This window comes from Pseudacidovorax intermedius (genome assembly GCF_001476815.1).
In the GTDB taxonomy this organism is placed as follows: domain Bacteria; phylum Pseudomonadota; class Gammaproteobacteria; order Burkholderiales; family Burkholderiaceae_C; genus Xenophilus; species Xenophilus intermedius_A.
The window spans coordinates 22,732-40,731 of sequence record NZ_LDSL01000065.1; the positions used below are offsets into that span (position 1 = coordinate 22,732).

Consider the following 18,000-nt stretch of genomic DNA (forward strand, 5'->3'; position numbering starts at 1 on the left):
CCAGCGGCTCAGCCCACTGGCCAGACCACGCCGTTGTCGTTGAGGATCGCGTCCAGCGGCACGTCGTGCGCCTCGGGCTCGAAGTCGTCGATGAAACCGTTGGCGAAGCCCAGGCCCACGGTGAAGGGCCGCGGCTCCAGCGCCGCCAGCGTGCGGTCGTAGAAGCCGCCGCCGTAGCCCAGCCGGTAGCCGCCGGCGCTGTAGCCCAGGCAGGGCACGAACAGCAGCGTGGGCACGATCAGCTCGGTGTCCTTGGGCTTGGGAATGTCGTAGGCGTCGTTCTCCATCGGGCAGCCGGGGTACCAGACGTGGAAGCTCAGCGTCTTGGTCTCGCGGTCCACCACCGGCAGGCCGATGCGGCGGCGCTGGGGTTCTTCCATCAGCTCGCCGTCCTCCTTCCAGCGGTGCAGCGCCGGCAGGGGGTCGAATTCGCCCTTGATCGGCCAGTAGGCGCCGATCACCGTGTCGGGCCGGCCCACCAGCCAGAACCGCATCACCCGCTGCAGCAGGTCGGCGCGTTGTAGGCGGTCCGGCAGGGCCAGGCGTTGCTCGATGAGCGCCGCGCGGACCTGGGTCTTGAGAAAGGCCGCCGTGCCTGCGCGTTCTTCATCGTGTGCTTTGTCCATAATCCTTCGATGCAGTTTCAAGGCATTTTGTCACCCCGCCGCGGCTGGCTCGCGGCGCTGGCCCTGGTGGCCGCCACCCTCGCCCCGCCGGCCTGCGCCCAGGCCAACCGCAACGACGACGTGCTGCTGCAGATGAAGCAGGCCTTCCAGCGCGGCGACAAGGCCCGGCTGTCGGCCCTGCTGCCGCAGGCCCGCGGCCATGCGCTGGAGCCCTGGGCCGCCTACTGGGAACTGCGCGCCCGTCTGGGCGAGGCCAGCAGCGACGAGGTCTATGCCTTCTTCGCACGCTATCCCGGCACCTACCAGGAAGACCGCCTGCGCAACGACTGGCTGCTGGTGCTGGGCCAGCGCCGCGCCTGGGACGAGTTCGCCGCCGCGCATGCCGCCTTCCGCATGAACGACGACCGCGAGGTGCAGTGCTACGCCGTGCTGGTGGACGGCCTGCGCAACGGCCGCGTGCTGCCCGCGCAGGTGGAAACCGTGCGCCGCAACTGGATGGCCCAGCGCGAGCTGGACGACGGCTGCCTGTCGGCCGCCGACCGGCTGATTGCCGCCGGCGCCATGCCGGCCTCCGACGCCTGGAAGAAGGCCCGCGTGGCGATGGAGGCCAACCGCCCCGCCGCGGCGCGCGCCGCCATCAACCTGGTCGCGCCCGATGCGCTGCCCACCTTCGAGCAGGTCAACGCCAGCGCCACCAGGTTCCTGCTGGGCTCGGCTTCGGCCGCCTCGCGCGCCCGCAAGGAAATGGTCGTGATGGCCCTGCTGCGCATGGCCGTGGCCGACCCCGACACCGCCGCGGCCCAGCTCGACAGCAAGTGGGGGCCGATGCTCAGCCCCGAGGAGCGCAACTGGCTCTGGGGCAGCATTGGCCGCCAGGCGGCGCAGAAGCTCTCGCCGCAGGCGTCCGGCTACTTCGCCAACGTCAGCAGGAACGGCGACCTGACCGACGACATGCTCGGCTGGAAGGTGCGCGCCGCGCTGCGCATGGGCCAGTGGAAAGAGGTCGATGCCGCCGTGCGCGCCATGAGCGAAGAGGCGCAGCAGGACCCGACCTGGGTCTACTGGCGCGCCCGTGCCCTCATGGCCCAGGGCGGCGAGCGCCGCCAGCAGGAGGCCCGCACGCTGCTCGAGACCATCGCCGGCACCCGCGGCTTCTACGAGCTGCTGGCGCTGGAAGACCTGGGCCAGCGCGCCCAGGTGCCGACGGCACCGGCGCCGCTCACGCCCGAGGAGCGCGCCGCCGCGCTGAACAACCCCTCGCTGCAGCGCGCGCTGTATGCCATCGGCATCGGCCTGCGGCCGGAGGGCGTGCGCGAGTGGAACTACGCCACCAACCTGCACGACCGCGGCGGCATGGACGACCGCGCGCTGCTGGCCGCCGCCGACCTGGCCTGCCAGCGCGAGCTGTGGGACCGCTGCATCAACACCAGCGAGCGCACCAAGGGCACCATCGACGCCACGCAGCGCTTTCCCATGCCCTTCCACGACACGGTGCTGCGCAAGAGCCAGGACATCGGCCTCGACCCGGCCTACGTCTACGGCCTGATCCGCCAGGAAAGCCGCTTCATCATGGACGCCCGCTCGGGCGTCGGCGCCTCGGGCCTGATGCAGGTGATGCCCGCCACGGCGCGCTGGACGGCCCGCAAGATCGGCCTGCCCTACTCGCCGGACATGATCACCGACCGCGAGACCAACATCACCATCGGCACCAACTACCTCAAGCTGGCGCTGGACGACTTCGACGGCTCCATGGCGCTGGCCGCGGCCGCCTACAACGCCGGCCCGGGCCGGCCTCGCAGCTGGCGCAACGGGCCGGTGCTCGACGCCGCCATCTGGGCCGAGAACATTCCTTTCGCCGAGACGCGCGACTACGTGAAGAAGGTGCTGGCCAACACCACCAACTATGCGGCGCTGATCACCGGCCGGCCGCAGTCCATCCGCGACCGCCTGGGCCGCGTGGGCCCGCGCAACCCGACCGAGCCCGAGCCGAACAAGGACCTGCCCTGACGCGCTGAGCAGGCGTGAGGGGCACGCACACCATGGACTGGTGGGACACCGTCGCCGACACGCTGGCCACCGAGTTCTCGGACGTGCCGGACCTGGCGCAGCTGGTGCGCATCGTGGTTCGGCTGCTGCTGGCGGCGCTGCTGGGGCTGCTGCTGGGCTTCGAGCGCGAGTACGAGGGCAAGGCCGCCGGCGTGCGCACCCACATGCTGGTGGCCATCGGCTCGGCCCTGTTCGTGCTGGTGCCGCAGCAGGCGGGCATCGAGCCCGGCGACATGAGCCGCGTGATCCAGGGGCTGGTGGCCGGCGTGGGCTTCCTGTGCGCCGGCACCATCCTCAAGCGCGGCCGCGACGAGGAGCACGTGGAAGGCCTGACCACCGCCGCCGGCCTGTGGATGACGGCCGCCATCGGCATGGCCTGCGGGCTGGGCCGCGAGGTGACGGCCATCCTCAGTGCGCTGCTGGGGCTGGCCGTGCTGCAGGCGATGCCGCGGCTGGTGATCTGGGTGAGCCGCAAGACGGGGCCGCCGCGCCAGCCGCCGCCGGCCGCCAGGGCCGGCACACCGGCCCGCGGCGACGACGACGCAGGCGTGCCGCCGCCGGGCTGAACGGCGCCGGCCGCGGCATCAATCCCGCGCACTTTTTGCATCAACCCGTGTGGGGGGCACCGCTAGCATGGCTGCTCCCTTTCCGTCATGCAGGCCATCATGTCCACGCTCCAGCTCTACATCGGCAACAAGAACTACTCGTCCTGGTCCATGCGCCCCTGGGTGCTGATGAAGCAGGCCGGCATCGCCTTCGAGGAGGTGATGGTGCGCTTCGACAGCTTCGACGCGGACTCGCGCTTCAAGGCCGTGGTGGGCGCCCTCAACCCGACCGGCAAGGTGCCGGTGCTGGTCGACGGGCCGATCGTGGTGTGGGACACGCTGGCCATCGCCGAATACCTGGCCGAGCGCTTCCCCGACCGGCAGCTCTGGCCCGCCGACGCCGCCGCCCGTGCCCATGCGCGCAGCATCTGCGCCGAGATGCACGCCGGCTTCGGCGCCCTGCGCAACCACTGCGGCATGAACATCGAGGCCTCGCTGCCCGAGGTCGGGGCCCGCCTGCTGCGCGAGGAGCCGGCCGTCGCCGCCGACCTGGCGCGCATCTGCCAGATGTGGGAAGGCCTGCTGCAGAAGCACGGCGGTCCCATGCTCTTCGGCGGCTTCGGCATCGCCGATGCCTACTACGCGCCGGTGGCCACCCGCATCCGCACCTATGCGCTGCCCGTGCCTGCTGCCGTGGAGGCCTACATCGAGCGCCTGTACGCGCTGCCGGCGATGAAGGCCTGGATCGCCGACGCGCTGGCCGAGCACGACTTCGTGCCCATGGACGAGCCCTACCGCAGCGCGCGCGACTGAGAAGGTGCGAACGGGCGGCAGGGCGGCGGCTCCACGCCCCGCCCTACACTGCCCCGATGCAGAAGTTTCTCGTCGGCGGCGCGATCCGCGATGCGTTGCTGGGCCGGCGCGGCAGCGACCGCGATTGGGTGGTCGTGGGCGCCACGCCGCAGCAGATGCTGGACGCCGGCTACCTGCCGGTGGGCCGCGACTTCCCGGTCTTCCTCCATCCCGACACGCGCGAGGAATACGCGCTGGCCCGCACCGAGCGCAAGAGCGGCCCCGGCTACCGCGGCTTCGTGGTCCATGCCGCGCCCGAGGTCACGCTCGACGAGGACCTCGCCCGCCGCGACCTGACCATCAACGCCATCGCCCTGCCCGCCGAGCTGGCCGACGCCGAACCGCTGCGCATCGACGCCCTCGTCGACCCCTTCCACGGCCAACGCGACCTTCGGCAGAAGGTGCTGCGCCACGTCACCGACGCCTTCCGCGAGGACCCGGTCCGCATCCTGCGCCTGGCGCGCTTTGCGGCCAGGCTGCCCGACTTCAGCGTCGCCCCCGAAACCCTCGAACTGATGCGCGGCATGGTCGAAGCCGGCGAGGCCGATGCGCTGGTGCCCGAGCGCGTCTGGCAGGAGCTGGCCCGCGGCCTGATGGAGCCGAAGCCCTCACGCATGTTCGAGGTGCTGCGCGAATGCGGCGCCCTGCGCGTGCTGCTGCCCGAGGTCGACCGGCTGTGGGGCGTGCCGCAGCGCGCCGAGCACCATCCCGAGGTCGACACCGGCGTGCACCTGATGATGGTGCTGGACATGAGTGCCCTGCTGCAGGCGCCGCTGCCCGTGCGCTTCGCCTGCCTGACGCACGACCTGGGCAAGGGCACCACGCCCGCCGACGTGCTGCCACGCCACATCGGCCACGAGCAGCGCAGCGCCCGCCTGCTGGCCGGCCTGTGCGAGCGCTGGCGGGTGCCGACCGAGGTGCGCGAGCTGGCCGACGTGGTCGCCCGAGAGCACGGCAACATCCACCGCAGCGGCGAACTGGGCGCCGCCGCCCTGCTGCGTCTGCTGGAGCGCTGCGACGCCCTGCGCCGGCCGCAACGCTTCGCGGATGCGCTGCTGGCCTGCGAATGCGACGCGCGTGGCCGCCTGGGTTTCGAGGAGCGGCCCTATCCGCCGCGCGAACGGCTGCTGGCCGTGCTCGCCGCCGTGCAGGCCGTCGCCACCGAGCCCATCGCCCGCGAGGCGCTGGCCCGCGGCGCCAAGGGGCCCCAGATCGGCCAGGCGGTGCAGGCGGCGCGCGAGGTGGCGATTTCCGGGATGCTCGGCTGACCCTTTCGGCGCCATCGCCCCCGCGCCCTCAGCACCGCGCGGCATTGGCCGACGCCGGCCCGACGCGCGGTCTGTTACGTTTCGCTAGATGCAAATGCCTTTCCTGCCGGGGCCGGATGCGGCCCTGTTCCTGGACTTCGATGGCACCCTGGTCGGCATTGCCGAGACGCCTGAAGCGGTGAAGGTTCCCGAGGGGCTGGTCCCGCTGCTGGCGCAGCTCAACGATGCCCTGCAGGGCGCCGTCGCCATCGTGTCGGGCCGTCCCGTCGACGTGCTCGACCGCTTTCTTGCTCCCCTGCGCCTGCCCACGGCCGGCGAGCACGGCGCGCACCGGCGCGATGCCACCGGCCACCTGCTGGAGCGCGCACCCACCGACCTGTCCGAAGTCATCGCCGCCGCCAATGAACTGGCCAACCGCCACACCGGCCTGCTGGTCGAGCGCAAGCAGGCCGCCGTCGCGCTGCACTACCGACTGGCGCCGCAGCTGGAGCAGCTGTGCCTGGACACCATGGCCGAGACGGTAGGCGACCGCCCCGAATTCGAACTGCTGCACGGCAAATGCGTGGTTGAGATCAAGCCGGCCGGCACCAACAAGGGCACGGCGATCACCGCCTATCTGAAGGAGGCGCCCTTCACCGGCCGCAAGCCCTTCTTCTTCGGCGACGACACCACCGACGAGAGCGGCTTCGCCGTGGCGCAGGCCTTCGGTGGCCTGGGCATCAAGGTGGGCCCGGGCAGCACGCGGGCCACGGCGCGCGTGGACGGCCCGCCGGATGTGTACGACTGGCTCCAGCGCGCGGCCGCCGCGCTTGCCGCGCCAGGCGCCGCGCCACGCTGACACGGCGCGTACCGCACGACGAACGAACGAGGAGAAGCGAAGACCCATGGCAAGACTGGTCGTGATTTCCAACCGCGTGGCCGATCCGCGCAAGCCCGCCGCCGGCGGCCTGGCGGTGGCCCTGGGCGAGTCGCTGCAGCAGACGGGCGGGCTGTGGTTCGGCTGGAGCGGCACCATCGTCGAGGACGGGCCCACGGGCGAGGGCGAGATGCACCGCCAGCAGGCCGGCAAGGTCACGCTGGCCACGCTGGACCTGTCGCGCGAGGACCACGACGCCTACTACCTGGGCTACAGCAACAAGGTGCTGTGGCCGGTGTTCCACAACCGCCTGGACCTGGCGAACTTCGACGCCGGCTTCATCGGCGGCTACCGGCGCGTGAACCAGCTGTTCGCGCGCAAGCTGCTGCCGCTGCTGCAGCCGGACGACATCATCTGGGTGCACGACTACCACCTGATTCCGCTGGCGGCCGAACTGCGCGCCATGGGCTGCAAGCAGAAGATCGGCTTCTTCCTGCACATCCCGCTGCCGCCGCAGATCATCCTGGCCGCCATCCCGCAGCACGAGTGGCTGATGCGCTCCCTGTTCGCCTACGACGTGGTCGGCTTCCAGGCGCAGCAGGACGTGCAGCACTTCGACCGCTACGTGAGCAACGAAGCGCATGGCGAATCGCTGGGCCACGACCGGTTCCGCGCCTGGGGCCAGACGGTGCGCGCCAGCGCCTTCCCGATCGGCATCGACGTCGACGAATTCCTGGCGTTGACGCACGCCAAGGAGGCGCGCGACATGCACGAGACGATGAAGCGCGAGTATTCCCAACGGCGCCTGCTGCTGGGCATCGACCGGCTGGACTATTCCAAGGGCATTCCCCAGCGGGCGCGGGCCTTCCGCGAACTGCTGGCGCGCTATCCGGAGAACCACCGCAGCGCGACGCTGATCCAGATCGCCTCGCCCACGCGCGAGGACGTGGATGCCTACGGCGACATCCGCCGCGAGCTGGAATCGCTGTGCGGCGCCATCAACGGCGACTACGGCGAGCTGGACTGGATGCCGGTGCGCTACATCCACCGCACCGTGGCGCGCAAGCGCGTGCCCGGCCTCTGCCGCGCCGCCGCCGTCGGGCTGGTGACGCCGCTGCGCGACGGCATGAACCTGGTGGCCAAGGAATACGTGGCGGCGCAGGATCCCGCGGACCCCGGCGTGCTGGTGCTGTCGCGATTCGCTGGTGCGGCGGAGCAGTTGAAGGAAGCACTGCTGGTCAACCCCTACGACACCCACGGCACCGCCGAGACGATCCAGCAGGCGCTGCACATGCCGCTGGAGGAGCGGCGTGCCCGCCACCAGAAGCTGCTCGCCCGCATCCGGGAGCAGGACGTGCACTGGTGGCGCCGCACCTTCCTCGAAGCGCTGCGCGACGCGCCAGGCGTCGAATAGCCCCTTCAGCCGTGTCTCGGGAAGATGGCGCGGGCGGCGCGTCCTGCGCCATCCGCTGCGCGCCTCGTGACCGCTCGGCTGTCGGGCCCAGGAGAGAGGCCCTGGCCGGACATTACGACCTCAGCGGTCTTCCGGCGGACGCTGGTCGGCCGACAGCGCCTCGCCCACCACCCCGGCCAGCCAATCCATGAACACCTGCAGCCGCCGCGGCACCTGACGCCGGTGGGCATAGAGCAGGGTGATCGGCAGCGGCGCCGGCCGCCACTGGGGCAGCACTTCCACCAGTTCGCCGCGCGCCAGCGCCTCCCGGTGGCCCAGCACGGGCGCCTGGATCATCCCCAGGCCGGCGCGGCAGGCGGCCTCGTAGGCCAGGGTGTTGTTCACCGTTACCGCGGCCGGCATGACGACGCTGCGCGGCTCGCCGTTCTCCACGTACTCCCACAACGCGGGCCAGCCCGCGAGGCGCGAGGAATAGCGCACCAGCCGGTGCCGGCCGCTGCGCAGGTCGTCCAGGTTGCGCGGATGGCCGTGACTCCCCAGGTACGCCGGCGAGGCCAGGTTGGCCTGCGCCATCTGGCCGACCGGCCGCGCGACCAGCCCCGATTCCTGCAGAACGCCCACGCGCAGCACGCAGTCGAAGCCGTCGTGCACCAGGTCCACGCGGCGGTCGGTGCTGCCCAGGTCCACCTCCAGCAGCGGATGGGCGGCCAGGAACTCGGGCAGCCGCGGCAGCACCAGCCGCGCGCCGAGCTGCAGTGGCACGTCGGCACGGATGCGGCCGCGCAGCGCCGCCGGCTGGCGGCTGAACAGCGACTGCAGGTCGTCCGCCTCGGCCAGCAGGGCCTGCGCCCGCTCCAGGAAGGCTTCGCCATCGGGCGTGATGCGCACCGTGCGCGTGGTGCGCTGCAGGAGCCGCGTGCCCAGGGTGGCTTCGAGCTGCTGCACCACGGCCGACACGCGCGCCCGGGTGAGCCCCAGGCGCTCGGCGGCGCGGGTGAAGCTGGCCAGCTCGGCCACCTGGACATAGGTGCGCAGCGAATCGAGGTCCATTGTTCACTTCGAAATGACAGTGAAGTCATTCTGCGCGGCTTTTTCGCGCGATTGCATCTTCTTAAAGTACCAGTCATCCCAACCACCGCCGCAAGGACCGCCAATGACCAACACCACCACAACCACCGACACCCCCCGCATCGCCCTCGTCACCGGCGGCAGCCGAGGCCTGGGCAAGAGCGCCGCGCTGCACCTGGGCCGCGACGGCGTCGACGTGATCCTCACCTACCGCAGCCGCGCCGACGAGGCCGAGGCCGTCGTGCGCGAGCTGCAGGCCCTGGGCCGGCGCGCCGTGGCCCTGCCGCTGGACGTGGCGCAGGCGGACAGCTTCGCCGGCTTCGCCGCCCGGGTGCGCGATGCCCTGGCCGCCACCTGGGGCCGCACGCAGTTCGACATCCTGGTCAACAACGCCGGCATGGGCATCCACGCCAGCTTCGAGGCCACCACCGAGGCGCAGTTCGACGAACTGATGGCCACGCACCTCAAGGGCCCCTTCTTCCTCACCCAGGCGCTGCTGCCGCTGCTGGCCGACGGCGGGAACGTGCTGAACGTGTCTTCCGGCCTCGCGCGCTTTTCGCTGCCGGGCTATGCGGCCTACGCCACCATGAAGGGCGGCATCGAGGTGCTGACGCGCTACCTGGCCAAGGAACTGGGCCCGCGCCGCATCGCCGTGAACGTGATCGCGCCCGGCGCCATCGAGACCGACTTCGGCGGCGGCGTGGTGCGCGACGACGCGCAGATGAATGCCGCCATCGCCGGCCAGACCGCGCAGGGCCGCGTGGGCCTGCCCGACGACATCGGCGGCGCCGTGGCGGCCCTGCTGCGCCCCGGCAACCACTGGATGACGGCGCAGCGCGTCGAGGTGTCCGGCGGCATGTTCATTTGAGGCGGTGCGGACGACGCTGTCGTGCCCGCGCTCGTCCTGCGCGCCGGGCAGGGCCGCCCACCTCAAGCCATGCGGATGCCCCGCCTCGCCAGCAGGGCCACCGCCCGCCGCATCTTGGCGAGACCCGCCGCGAGGCGCGGCCCGACCGCAGGCGGGGGCACCCGCGCGACGCGGGCCGGCGCGCCGGCCAGGGCGGTCAGCTGCACCCAGCCGTCCTGCCCGACCTCATGCACCTGGCCCGGTGACAGGTGTTGCTCGACGCTCACCATCTGCTCGGCAAGCCAGCGCGGCGGCTCCACCATGTGCACCTGCCCCTCGACGGCGAACAGCAGCGTGCCGCGGGGCACATGCAGTTGCAGCCGGTCGCCCGGGTCGATGCAGGTGGTGTCGGAACGGGGACGGGACGGGTGCATGGCAGGCCTCTCGAAGCAGTGACGGGATGGCCTCAGCGTAGGGCGGCCGCCCCGCCGAAAACAGGCACACGCGGGCCGGGCTTGGACCGCAGCAGTTCACGCCGGACCGGCTCTGTTATGGTCGATTCGTCGCACAACTGCATCTGTTCCGATCCGGCGCGCGGGCGCACCATCCACGCCATGTCCTCCCTGCCCCGCTATCAGCAACTGGCTCAGCACTACGCCCAGGCCATGCGCACCGGCACGCTGCAGCCCGGCGACCGGCTGCCGTCGCTGCGCGAACTCATGCGGCTGCACGGCGTCAGCCTGTCCACCGCCCTGCAGGTCTGCCGCACGCTCGAAGGCGACGGTTTCGCCGAGGCGCGCGAGCGCTCCGGCTACTTCGTGCGCCAGCCACGCCGCCTGGCCATGGTGCCCATGGACGAGCCCGCCGCCGACCGGCCGCCCGACCCGGCGCAGTTCGTGGGCATCCACCAGACGGTGTCCGACTTCGTCACCCGCCGCCGCTGGGGCGAGGTGCACCTGGACCTGTCCTCCGCCCGCGCCTCGCCCGAGCTCTACCCGGCCGAGGCCCTGCGCGCGGCCATGGTGCGCAGCCTGCGCCAGCGGCCGCAGCTGCTGACGCAGGCCTCGCCCTCGCGCAGCCGCACGCCCTTTCGCGAAGCGGTGGCGCGGCGGGCACTGCGCGCCGGCATGCACCTCGCGCCGGAGGACGTGCTGCCCACCAACGGCTGCATCGAGGCGCTCAACCTGGCCCTGCGCGCCGTCGCCCAGCCCGGCGACACGGTGGCCGTCGAATCGCCCACCTTCTACGGGCTGCTGCAGGCGCTCGAAAGCCTGGGCATGCGCGCGCTGGAGATTCCCACCAGCCCGCAGACCGGCCTGTCGCTGGAGGCGCTGGAACTGGCCCTGCGCACCTACCAGGGCATCAAGGCCGTGGTGGTGGTGCCGCACCTGCAGAACCCGCTGGGCAGCGTCATGCCCGATGCCCACAAGCAGCGGCTGGTGCAGCTGTGCCGCGCGCACGGCACCGCGCTGATCGAGGACGACACCTACAGCGAGCTGCTGGACGCGGACGCCGTGCCGCGCGCCGTGCAGTCCTTCGACAGCGACGGCGGCGTGATCCACTGCGCCTCGATGCACAAGGTGCTGGCGCCCGGCCTGCGGCTGGGCTGGATCCATGCCGGCCGCTGGCATGCGCGGGTGGAGATGCTCAAGTTCGCGCAGACGCGCATGAACGAGGAGCTGTCGCAATGGGCGGTGGGCGAGTACATGGCCACCAGTGCCTACGACCGCCACCTGCGCCGGCTGCGCGAGACGCTGCGGCTGCAGCGCGAACGCACCGCCGACGCCATCGCCGCGCACTTTCCGGCAGGCACCCGCATCAACCTGCCGCCCGGCGGGCTCCAGTTGTGGGTGGAACTGCCGCCCGGCGCGCAGGCGCAGGCGCTGTTCGATGCGGCGCTGGAAGAACACATCCTCGTCGCGCCCGGCACGCTGTTCTCCAACAGCGCGCGCTGCGACGGCTTCGTGCGCATCAACTGCGGCCTGCCCTGGTCGCCGGCGCTGGCAGCGGGCCTGAAGCGGCTGGGGGAACTGGCGCACGCCGTCGCTGCGCCGCAGGCGCGCCGCGCCGCCTGAACAGCCACGGCCCGGCCCGCGGGCATCGGCCCGTCCGCCGCCGTGCACCGCTAGAGTGGTGCGTTGCGGCCGGCATTCGCCGGGCCGCGCAACACCACCAAGGAACACCCATGAAAGGCCAATGCCTCTGTGGCGCCGTGCGCGTCGACTCCCCGAATGCGCGCGAGATCGGCGCCTGCCACTGCGGCTACTGCCGCCGCTGGGGCGGTGGCGGGCCGATGCTGGCGGTGCACTGCGGCACCGGTCTGCGCGTCGAAGGCGAGGCGCAGGTCGGCGTCTACCCCTCGTCGGACTGGGCCGAGCGGGCCTTCTGCACGCGCTGCGGCACGCACCTGTACTACAAGCTGCTGCCCACGGGCGAGTTCTTCGTGCCGGCCGGCCTGTTCGACACGGACGACTTCGAGATCACGCAGCAGATCTACGTCGACAGGAAGCCGGGCTTCTATGCGCTGGCCAACCAGACGCCCGAACTGACCGAGGCGCAGGTACTGGCGCAGTTCGCGCCGCCGGGGGACGGCGGTGCCGGTTGAGCGGCGGGCCGTGGTTCAGTCGACCAGCGCCAGCGCCGCGTAGTCGCCCACCTTGTCGCCCAGCCCCGCCGCGACCAGTGGCACGCCGTCGGTGAGCGCCGGCAGGCGGCCGTCCAGCTGCGACTGCAGCCGCGGCAGCAGGAAGTCGCGGTTGTGCCAGAACACGCTGCCGCCCAGGCTGATGCGCGACAGGTCCAGCGCGGCCGTGAGGTTGTAGAGCAGCCGGCCCATCACCCGGCACAGGCCGTCCACGGTGGCGAGCGCCTTGGCATCGCCCTGCTGCGCGGCGCCGAAGAGTTCGGCCGCCTCGACGCCGAAGCGCCGGGCGATGGCATTGCCGGCGACGAGCGACTCCACGTCGCCGCGGTTGCCGCAGCCGCACAGGGCCTCGTTGTCGTCGTCGCTGACGAAGAGGTGGCCGGCATGGCCCGCATTGCCGTTCTTGCCGCGCAGCGTGCGGCCGTCCACGCACAGGCCCACGCCCACGCCGGTGCTCCAGGTGACGTAGGCGCAGTGGTCCTCGCCCTTGAGCGCGCCCCAGCGGCGCTCGGCCTCCAGCGCGGCAACGGCGTCGTTCTCCACCCGCACGCGGCCGAAGCGCGCGGCCAGCGGCGCCTCGATGGGCGCGAAGGTCCAGTCGTTGGGCAGGCCGCGGTCGGGGCCGGCCAGGCCGCCGCAGATGTTGGGCGTGGCCAGGGCGATGGCGCCCTCGCGCAGCACGAAGGGCCCGGCGGACGACACGCCCACCTGGTCCACCTGGGACACCGGCACGCCGGCCTCGGCGCAGGCGGCTTCGATGAGCTGCATCACCTGTCGGGCCACGGCCTCGTGGTCGCCGGTCTTGGCCGTGGGTGCGTTCTGCCGGGCGATCAGGTCGGTGCTGCCGGCCTGGGCCAGGCTCACCGCCACCTTGGTGCCGCCGATGTCGACGCAGGCTTTCATGCGCGGGGTTTCCTTGGGTGATGAAAAGGGAGGACGGTCACAGCAACCGGGCCACGCCGGCAGCGATCATGCTCAGCACCAGGGTGCTGGCGATGGGCAACTGCCATCGGCGCCCGAAGAGCTTGAATTCGAAGTCGCCCGGCAGCCGGCCGAAGCCCAGCTTGCGCAGCCAGCCGGTGAGGCCCTGCAACAGCAGCAGGGCCAGCATCGTGACGAGCAGCCAGCGCAGCATCGGCGAAGGGATGCGACGGGCTCAGCCGGCCAGGGCCGTAAGGGCCTGCCGGTGCAGCTCGGGCGTGGCGGCGGCCACGACGCGGCCATCGGAATGCAGGCCCAGCGGCTGCCCGGCCCAGTCGGTGATCACGCCGCCCGCGGCCTCCACCAGGCCGGCGGGGCCCAGGTAGTCGTAGGGCTGCAGGCCGGCCTCGACCACCAGGTCGATGGTGCCGCCCGCCAGCTGCGCATAGCTGTAGCAGTCGCCGCCGAAGCGGCGCATGGCGCACTGGCGGCTCAGGCGGTCGAAGGCGGTCCAGTCCGCGGCCGAGAAGATGTCGGGCGAGGTGGTGAAGATGCGCGCATCGGCCAGCTGCGTGCAGTCGCGCACGCGCACCGGCTGGCCGTTGCGCAGGGCCACGCCGTCCTGGCCCACCCAGCGCTCGCCGAGCACCGGCATGTCGACCAGGCCCAGCACGACGCGCCCGCCCTCGATGGCGCCGATCAGCGTGCCCCACAGCGGCGAGCCGGTGATGAAGCTGCGCGTGCCGTCGATGGGGTCCAGCACCCACACGCGGGCCGCGTCCAGGTTCTGCTGGCCGTGCTCCTCGCCGTAGATGCCGTCCTGCGGCAGGGCCTGTGCCAGGATGTCACGCATGGCCTGCTCGGCCGCGCGGTCGGCCAGGGTGACAGGGCTTTCGTCGGCCTTGGTGATGATGTCCAGCGGCTGGCGGAAATGCGCCATCGACTGGGCGGCGGCGGCATCGGCCAGGGCGTGGGCGGTACGGAGCAGGTCGTTCATGGGCGGGCGGAAAGACGCGGAGCGGTCGGTGGAAACGCAAGAAATCAGAGCGTGTGGCTGCGGTCGCCCTGGCGGAAGCCGACCGCGTCCCACGATTCGCCGGCAGCGAAGGCGAGCACCTTGAACAGCTCGCCCATCTCGTGCTCGTGGATCAGGCGGGCGGCCAGGGCCCGCTCGGCCAACGGTGCGGCCATCATGCGCTCGGCCAGGCCGCAGTCGAGCAGAAAGCGCGCCTGGCTGGTGTAGCCCAGCACCTCCAGGCCCGCGTCCTGGCCGGCCAGCGCGACGCCGGTGAAGTCGACGTGGGCGGTGATGTCCTTGTCGCCCACGGCCACGAGCGGGTCGTCGTCGGAGCGGTGGGCCTGGTGGCACATCAGCGTGCCCATGTGGCGCTGCGGGTGGTAGTACTCGGACTCGGGAAAGCCGTAGTCCAAGAAGTAGGCGGCGCCGCGCTTCAGGCGCTCGGCCAGCGTGGCGATGAAGGCGCGGGCCTGGGGATGCACCTCGGTCAGGTAGTCCTGCGGGCCCTCGGGCTCGACGGGCGGGCGCAGCCCGGTCGGGCGGTCCGCCCAGCCGAAGGCGCCATCGGGCTGCACGACGACGCCGCGCTCCTGCCACTGGCCGGCGCGCCGCACGAGCAGCTGGACGGGCATGGCGTCCAGCACCTCGTTGCCGACCACCACGCCCTCGATGGCCTCGGGCAGCGCATCGACCCAGCGTACGCGGCCGGCCCAGGGCGCCAGGCGCTCCTGCTGCCGCGCGCGCAGGGCGCCGGACAAATCGACGATGGTGTAGCGGGCGACGCGCTCGCCCAGGCTCGCCAGCAGCTGCGCGGCCAGGGCGCCGCTGCCGGCGCCGAATTCCCACACCTCGTCGGTGCCGGTGTGGTCGAAGGCATCGGCCACCGCCACGGCCAGGCTCTGGCCGAACAGGGGCGACAGCTCGGGCGCCGTCACGAAGTCGCTGCCCGACTGCGGCAGGTGGCCGAACTTGCGGCTGCCGTGCGCGTAATAACCCAGGCCGGGCGCGTAGAGGGCCAGCGCCATGAAGCGGTCGAAGGGCAGCCAGCCGCCGTCCCGTTCGATGGCGCGCCGCACCAGCGCCGCGCAGGCTGAAGAGGCCGAGGAGGCGGTCGGTACACTGGGCGGGGTCGTCGGGGTGCTCACGGCACCCATTCTCCCTGCAACGCCCGGGCGGTCCGGCGCCGGTGGACTTGCCGTCCCGCCGCGCCGACCCAGACGATCGCCGCCCCTTCCATCGATCCCCATCCATGAGCGCCCTTCCCCCTGCCAGTGAACCGCGTACCGTGCTGGTGACCGGCGCCGGCCGCCGGCTCGGCCGCGAGATCGCGCTGGCCCTGGCGGCGGGCGGCTGGCAGGTGGCGGTGCACTACCGCAGCTCGCGCGACGACGCCCAGGCCACCGCCGCCGACTGCGCCCGGCTGTCGGGCCGCGCCGCGATCATCAGCGCCGAGCTGGAAGACGAGGCCGCCGTGCGCGCCATGGTGCCGCAGGTGGTGGCCGAATTCGGCCGGCTCGACGCCGTGGTGCACAGCGCCTCGCGCTTCGCGCACGACGACGCCGCCAGCTTCGGCTATGCCGCCATGGAGGCCCATCTGCGCAGCAACACCGGCGCCGCCATCCTTCTGGCCCAGGCCCTGCGCCAGCACCTGGACGAGCGCGACGGCCACGGCGCCGTGGTCCATCTGCTGGACCAGAAGCTGTGGAACCCGAATCCCGACTTCCTGAGCTACACGCTGTCGAAGGCGGCGCTGGAAGCCGCCACGCCGCTGCTGGCGCTGGCGCTGGCGCCGCGGGTGCGCGTCGTCGGCGTGGCGCCGGGCCTCACGCTCACCAGCCACATGCTGAGCGACGAGCGCTTCGAACAACTGCACCGCCTGTCGCCGCTGGGCCGCTCGTCCACGCCGCAGGACGTGGCGGCGACGGTGCGCTTCGCGCTCGAGAACAACTCGATGACCGGCACCACGCTGCTGGTCGATGGCGGCCAGCACCTGATGCGCTTCGACCGCGACTTTTCATTGATGTGACGAGCACCGCCATGACCGCCCCCCTCCACGGCCAGCAGCGCCTGACGCTCACGGGCCTGCGCTTCGATGCCAACCTGGGCATCCTCGACAGCGAGAAGACCGCGCCGCAGCCGATCCGCGTCGATGCCGAACTCAACCTGGGCCCGCAGCCGCTGGCGCCGCAGGACGACGACATCTTCCACGTGCTCGACTACCGCAAGGTGCGCAAGATCATCATCGACGAGTGCACCGCGCACCACGTGAACCTGCTGGAAAGCCTGATCGGCCAGGTCGCCGGCCGGCTGATGCAACTGCCCGGCGTGCTGGGCGTGCGCGTGAAGATCGCCAAGCTGGAAATCTTCGACGACTGCGAGGTCGCGATCCGCGTCGAAACCGGCCAGTGGTGAACGCCTGAGTCGCGAAGGCCCGCGCCGCCCATGAGGATGTGCCAGCGCGGGCAAAATCGCGCCCTATGAACGCCGTCTGGACCGAACCCGAAACCGCCGCAGCCCCCGCCCCCAGCCACCAGGCGGCCGCGAAGATCGAGCGCGAGACGCACAAGCTCGAGAAGCGCCTGTGCCGCGAGGTCGGTCGCGCCATCACCGACTACAACATGATCGAGGAGGGCGACAAGGTCATGGTGTGCCTGTCGGGCGGCAAGGACAGCTACGGCATGCTGGACATCCTGCTCAAGCTCAAGGCCCGGGCGCCGGTCAACTTCGAGCTGATCGCCGTCAACCTCGACCAGAAGCAGCCCGGCTTTCCGGAAGACGTGCTGCCGGCCTACCTGAAGCAGGTGGGCGTGCCCTTCCACATCGAGGAACAGGACACCTACAGCATCGTCAAGCGCGTGGTGCCCGAGGGCAAGACCACCTGCGGGCTGTGCTCGCGCCTGCGCCGGGGCATCCTCTACCGCGTGGCCGACGAACTAGGTGCCACCAAGGTCGCGCTGGGCCACCACCGCGACGACATCCTGGCGACCTTCTTCCTCAACATGTTCTTCGCCGCCAAGCTCAAGGCCATGCCGCCCAAGCTGGTGAGCGACGACGGCCGGCACGTGGTGATCCGCCCGCTGGCCTACGTGGCCGAGAAGGATCTGGTGCGCTGGGCCCAGCACCGCGGCTTTCCGATCATTCCGTGCAACCTGTGCGGCAGCCAGGAGAACCTGCAGCGCCAGGTGGTCGGCGACATGCTGCGCGACTGGGAGCGCAAGCACCCCGGCCGGCTGGAGAACATGCTGCACAGCCTGCAGAGCGTGGCGCCCTCGCACCTGCTGGACGGAACCCTGCACGACTTCAAGGGTCTGAAGCCGACCGGCGTGGCCAGCGAGGACGGCGATCGCGCCTTCGATCCGCCCGAACTGCCGCCCGTGCCCGCCATGCCTTCGACGGTGCAGGTGCTCAGCCTCGGCTGAGGCCCGCCACCCGGCAATTCCCAGCCACGACGCGCCCCCGCGCGTCCAGCCGACGCGACAACGACACAGGGGCCGGCCAACGGCCCCAGGGATGACGACGACATGCAACGCGCAGTGCGACTTCTCGGCGTGGCCGCCATGACGGCGGTGGCCGCCGGCCTGGCTGGCTGTGCCACCTCCTACGTGGTGGACAACAACGTCCAGAGCTATGCCAAGGCGCCGATCCCGCCGGGCGCCACCTACCGCTTCGAGCGGCTGCCTTCGCAGCAGGCGAACGACGCCGCCCAGACCGACCTCGAAAGCCTGGCCGAACCCTCCCTCGCCGCCGCCGGCCTGCGGCGCGACGACGCCAACGCGCGCTATGCCGTGCAGGTGAGCGCCCGCTCGCAGCTGGAACTGTCGCCCTGGGCCGACCCCTTCTTCGACGGGCCGGGATGGGGCCCCCGGCTGGGGCTGGGGGCCCCATCCCGGCCCGT

19 protein-coding genes and 1 pseudogene are annotated in these 18,000 nt (G+C 71.8%); 13 read left to right on the top strand and 7 right to left on the bottom strand.

Annotated elements, in window-relative coordinates; translation table 11 throughout:
* Positions 1-8: 8 nt before the first annotated feature.
* The gene (locus NS331_RS11285; RefSeq protein ID WP_058642090.1) at positions 9-626 is read right to left on the bottom strand and encodes a 5-formyltetrahydrofolate cyclo-ligase; all 618 of its coding nucleotides are present in this window, start codon (positions 624-626) and stop codon (positions 9-11) included.
* A 9-nt stretch (positions 627-635) separates the two neighbouring features.
* On the opposite strand from NS331_RS11285, the gene NS331_RS11290 reads away from it, so the two are divergent.
* The 6 genes from NS331_RS11290 (at position 636) to otsA (ending at position 7,607) form a co-directional block, all read left to right on the top strand.
* On the top strand, positions 636-2,633 hold the full coding sequence (locus NS331_RS11290; protein ID WP_058642091.1) for a lytic transglycosylase domain-containing protein: 1,998 nt from the start codon (positions 636-638) through the stop codon (positions 2,631-2,633).
* A gap of 32 nt (positions 2,634-2,665) precedes the next feature.
* Entirely contained in the window at positions 2,666-3,238 is a 573-nt protein-coding gene (locus NS331_RS11295; RefSeq protein WP_058642092.1) for an MgtC/SapB family protein, read from the top strand.
* Between the two features lie 99 nt (positions 3,239-3,337).
* Positions 3,338-4,030 carry a glutathione S-transferase family protein gene (locus tag NS331_RS11300; RefSeq protein WP_058642109.1) on the top strand — a complete coding sequence of 231 codons (693 nt, stop codon included), beginning with the start codon at positions 3,338-3,340 and terminating at the stop codon, positions 4,028-4,030.
* Positions 4,031-4,086: 56 nt separating this feature from the next.
* A complete protein-coding gene (locus NS331_RS11305) occupies positions 4,087-5,337 on the top strand; it encodes a multifunctional CCA addition/repair protein (protein ID WP_058642093.1) in 1,251 nt (416 codons plus the stop codon).
* An 88-nt stretch (positions 5,338-5,425) separates the two neighbouring features.
* Positions 5,426-6,175: a trehalose-phosphatase gene (gene otsB / locus NS331_RS11310; protein ID WP_058642094.1), complete on the top strand. Its 750-nt coding sequence runs from the start codon at positions 5,426-5,428 to the stop codon at positions 6,173-6,175.
* A 46-nt stretch (positions 6,176-6,221) separates the two neighbouring features.
* Positions 6,222-7,607: an alpha,alpha-trehalose-phosphate synthase (UDP-forming) gene (gene otsA, locus NS331_RS11315; protein ID WP_058642095.1), complete on the top strand. Its 1,386-nt coding sequence runs from the start codon at positions 6,222-6,224 to the stop codon at positions 7,605-7,607.
* Between the two features lie 120 nt (positions 7,608-7,727).
* Here the strand turns inward: otsA and NS331_RS11320 are convergent, their stop codons facing one another.
* Positions 7,728-8,657 (bottom strand): LysR family transcriptional regulator, encoded by a 930-nt coding sequence (locus tag NS331_RS11320; protein ID WP_058642096.1) that lies wholly within the window; start codon positions 8,655-8,657, stop codon positions 7,728-7,730.
* Between the two features lie 103 nt (positions 8,658-8,760).
* Here NS331_RS11320 and NS331_RS11325 point away from each other — a divergent pair, with 103 nt between their 5' ends.
* Positions 8,761-9,543, top strand: coding sequence for an SDR family NAD(P)-dependent oxidoreductase (locus NS331_RS11325; RefSeq protein ID WP_058642097.1), 783 nt, complete (start codon positions 8,761-8,763; stop codon positions 9,541-9,543).
* A 62-nt stretch (positions 9,544-9,605) separates the two neighbouring features.
* On the opposite strand, the gene NS331_RS11330 is transcribed toward NS331_RS11325, so the two are convergent.
* Positions 9,606-9,956, bottom strand: coding sequence for a hypothetical protein (locus NS331_RS11330; RefSeq protein ID WP_058642098.1), 351 nt, complete (start codon positions 9,954-9,956; stop codon positions 9,606-9,608).
* Between the two features lie 180 nt (positions 9,957-10,136).
* Between NS331_RS11330 and NS331_RS11335 the strand changes: the two genes are divergently transcribed.
* Together NS331_RS11335 and NS331_RS11340 are read left to right on the top strand one after the other, a co-directional pair.
* Entirely contained in the window at positions 10,137-11,597 is a 1,461-nt protein-coding gene (locus NS331_RS11335; protein ID WP_058642110.1) for an aminotransferase-like domain-containing protein, read from the top strand.
* A 110-nt stretch (positions 11,598-11,707) separates the two neighbouring features.
* Positions 11,708-12,127 (top strand): GFA family protein, encoded by a 420-nt coding sequence (locus tag NS331_RS11340; RefSeq protein ID WP_058642099.1) that lies wholly within the window; start codon positions 11,708-11,710, stop codon positions 12,125-12,127.
* Between the two features lie 15 nt (positions 12,128-12,142).
* On the opposite strand, the gene NS331_RS11345 is transcribed toward NS331_RS11340, so the two are convergent.
* Genes NS331_RS11345 through NS331_RS11360 form a run of 4 tightly spaced genes read right to left on the bottom strand, consistent with a single transcriptional unit; the run spans position 12,143 to position 15,259 of the window.
* Positions 12,143-13,069, bottom strand: a complete 927-nt coding sequence (locus NS331_RS11345) for an ROK family protein (RefSeq protein WP_058642100.1) — start codon at positions 13,067-13,069, stop codon at positions 12,143-12,145.
* Positions 13,070-13,106: 37 nt separating this feature from the next.
* Entirely contained in the window at positions 13,107-13,301 is a 195-nt protein-coding gene (locus tag NS331_RS11350; RefSeq protein ID WP_058642101.1) for a DUF2905 domain-containing protein, read from the bottom strand.
* Between the two features lie 21 nt (positions 13,302-13,322).
* Positions 13,323-14,084, bottom strand: a complete 762-nt coding sequence (gene hisN, locus NS331_RS11355; RefSeq protein ID WP_058642102.1) for a histidinol-phosphatase — start codon at positions 14,082-14,084, stop codon at positions 13,323-13,325.
* A gap of 44 nt (positions 14,085-14,128) precedes the next feature.
* Positions 14,129-15,259 carry a class I SAM-dependent methyltransferase gene (locus NS331_RS11360; protein WP_058642103.1) on the bottom strand — a complete coding sequence of 377 codons (1,131 nt, stop codon included), beginning with the start codon at positions 15,257-15,259 and terminating at the stop codon, positions 14,129-14,131.
* A 95-nt stretch (positions 15,260-15,354) separates the two neighbouring features.
* On the opposite strand from NS331_RS11360, the gene NS331_RS11365 reads away from it, so the two are divergent.
* The 4 genes and pseudogenes from NS331_RS11365 to NS331_RS11380 all read left to right on the top strand — a co-directional run.
* Positions 15,355-16,131 (top strand): SDR family oxidoreductase, encoded by a 777-nt coding sequence (locus NS331_RS11365; RefSeq protein WP_058642104.1) that lies wholly within the window; start codon positions 15,355-15,357, stop codon positions 16,129-16,131.
* Between the two features lie 11 nt (positions 16,132-16,142).
* A complete protein-coding gene (locus tag NS331_RS11370; protein ID WP_058642105.1) occupies positions 16,143-16,517 on the top strand; it encodes a dihydroneopterin aldolase in 375 nt (124 codons plus the stop codon).
* Positions 16,518-16,582: 65 nt separating this feature from the next.
* Positions 16,583-17,524 carry a tRNA 2-thiocytidine(32) synthetase TtcA gene (gene ttcA / locus NS331_RS11375; protein ID WP_058642106.1) on the top strand — a complete coding sequence of 314 codons (942 nt, stop codon included), beginning with the start codon at positions 16,583-16,585 and terminating at the stop codon, positions 17,522-17,524.
* Positions 17,525-17,626: 102 nt separating this feature from the next.
* A pseudogene (locus NS331_RS11380) lies at positions 17,627-18,000 on the top strand (DUF4136 domain-containing protein); the annotation flags it as partial.

Coding starts and splice junctions, on each gene's coding strand:
- NS331_RS11305 (WP_058642093.1), top strand. CDS start 4,087: ATGCAGAAGTTTCTCGTCGGCGGCGCGATCCGCGATGCGTTGCTGGGC.
- NS331_RS11300 (WP_058642109.1), top strand. CDS start 3,338: ATGTCCACGCTCCAGCTCTACATCGGCAACAAGAACTACTCGTCCTGG.
- NS331_RS11295 (WP_058642092.1), top strand. CDS start 2,666: ATGGACTGGTGGGACACCGTCGCCGACACGCTGGCCACCGAGTTCTCG.
- otsA (WP_058642095.1), top strand. CDS start 6,222: ATGGCAAGACTGGTCGTGATTTCCAACCGCGTGGCCGATCCGCGCAAG.
- NS331_RS11320 (WP_058642096.1), bottom strand. CDS start 8,657: ATGGACCTCGATTCGCTGCGCACCTATGTCCAGGTGGCCGAGCTGGCC.
- NS331_RS11340 (WP_058642099.1), top strand. CDS start 11,708: ATGAAAGGCCAATGCCTCTGTGGCGCCGTGCGCGTCGACTCCCCGAAT.
- NS331_RS11365 (WP_058642104.1), top strand. CDS start 15,355: ATGAGCGCCCTTCCCCCTGCCAGTGAACCGCGTACCGTGCTGGTGACC.
- NS331_RS11345 (WP_058642100.1), bottom strand. CDS start 13,069: ATGAAAGCCTGCGTCGACATCGGCGGCACCAAGGTGGCGGTGAGCCTG.
- NS331_RS11285 (WP_058642090.1), bottom strand. CDS start 626: ATGGACAAAGCACACGATGAAGAACGCGCAGGCACGGCGGCCTTTCTC.
- otsB (WP_058642094.1), top strand. CDS start 5,426: ATGCAAATGCCTTTCCTGCCGGGGCCGGATGCGGCCCTGTTCCTGGAC.
- NS331_RS11350 (WP_058642101.1), bottom strand. CDS start 13,301: ATGCTGCGCTGGCTGCTCGTCACGATGCTGGCCCTGCTGCTGTTGCAG.
- ttcA (WP_058642106.1), top strand. CDS start 16,583: ATGAACGCCGTCTGGACCGAACCCGAAACCGCCGCAGCCCCCGCCCCC.
- NS331_RS11290 (WP_058642091.1), top strand. CDS start 636: ATGCAGTTTCAAGGCATTTTGTCACCCCGCCGCGGCTGGCTCGCGGCG.
- hisN (WP_058642102.1), bottom strand. CDS start 14,084: ATGAACGACCTGCTCCGTACCGCCCACGCCCTGGCCGATGCCGCCGCC.
- NS331_RS11330 (WP_058642098.1), bottom strand. CDS start 9,956: ATGCACCCGTCCCGTCCCCGTTCCGACACCACCTGCATCGACCCGGGC.
- NS331_RS11370 (WP_058642105.1), top strand. CDS start 16,143: ATGACCGCCCCCCTCCACGGCCAGCAGCGCCTGACGCTCACGGGCCTG.
- NS331_RS11360 (WP_058642103.1), bottom strand. CDS start 15,259: ATGGGTGCCGTGAGCACCCCGACGACCCCGCCCAGTGTACCGACCGCC.
- NS331_RS11335 (WP_058642110.1), top strand. CDS start 10,137: ATGTCCTCCCTGCCCCGCTATCAGCAACTGGCTCAGCACTACGCCCAG.
- NS331_RS11325 (WP_058642097.1), top strand. CDS start 8,761: ATGACCAACACCACCACAACCACCGACACCCCCCGCATCGCCCTCGTC.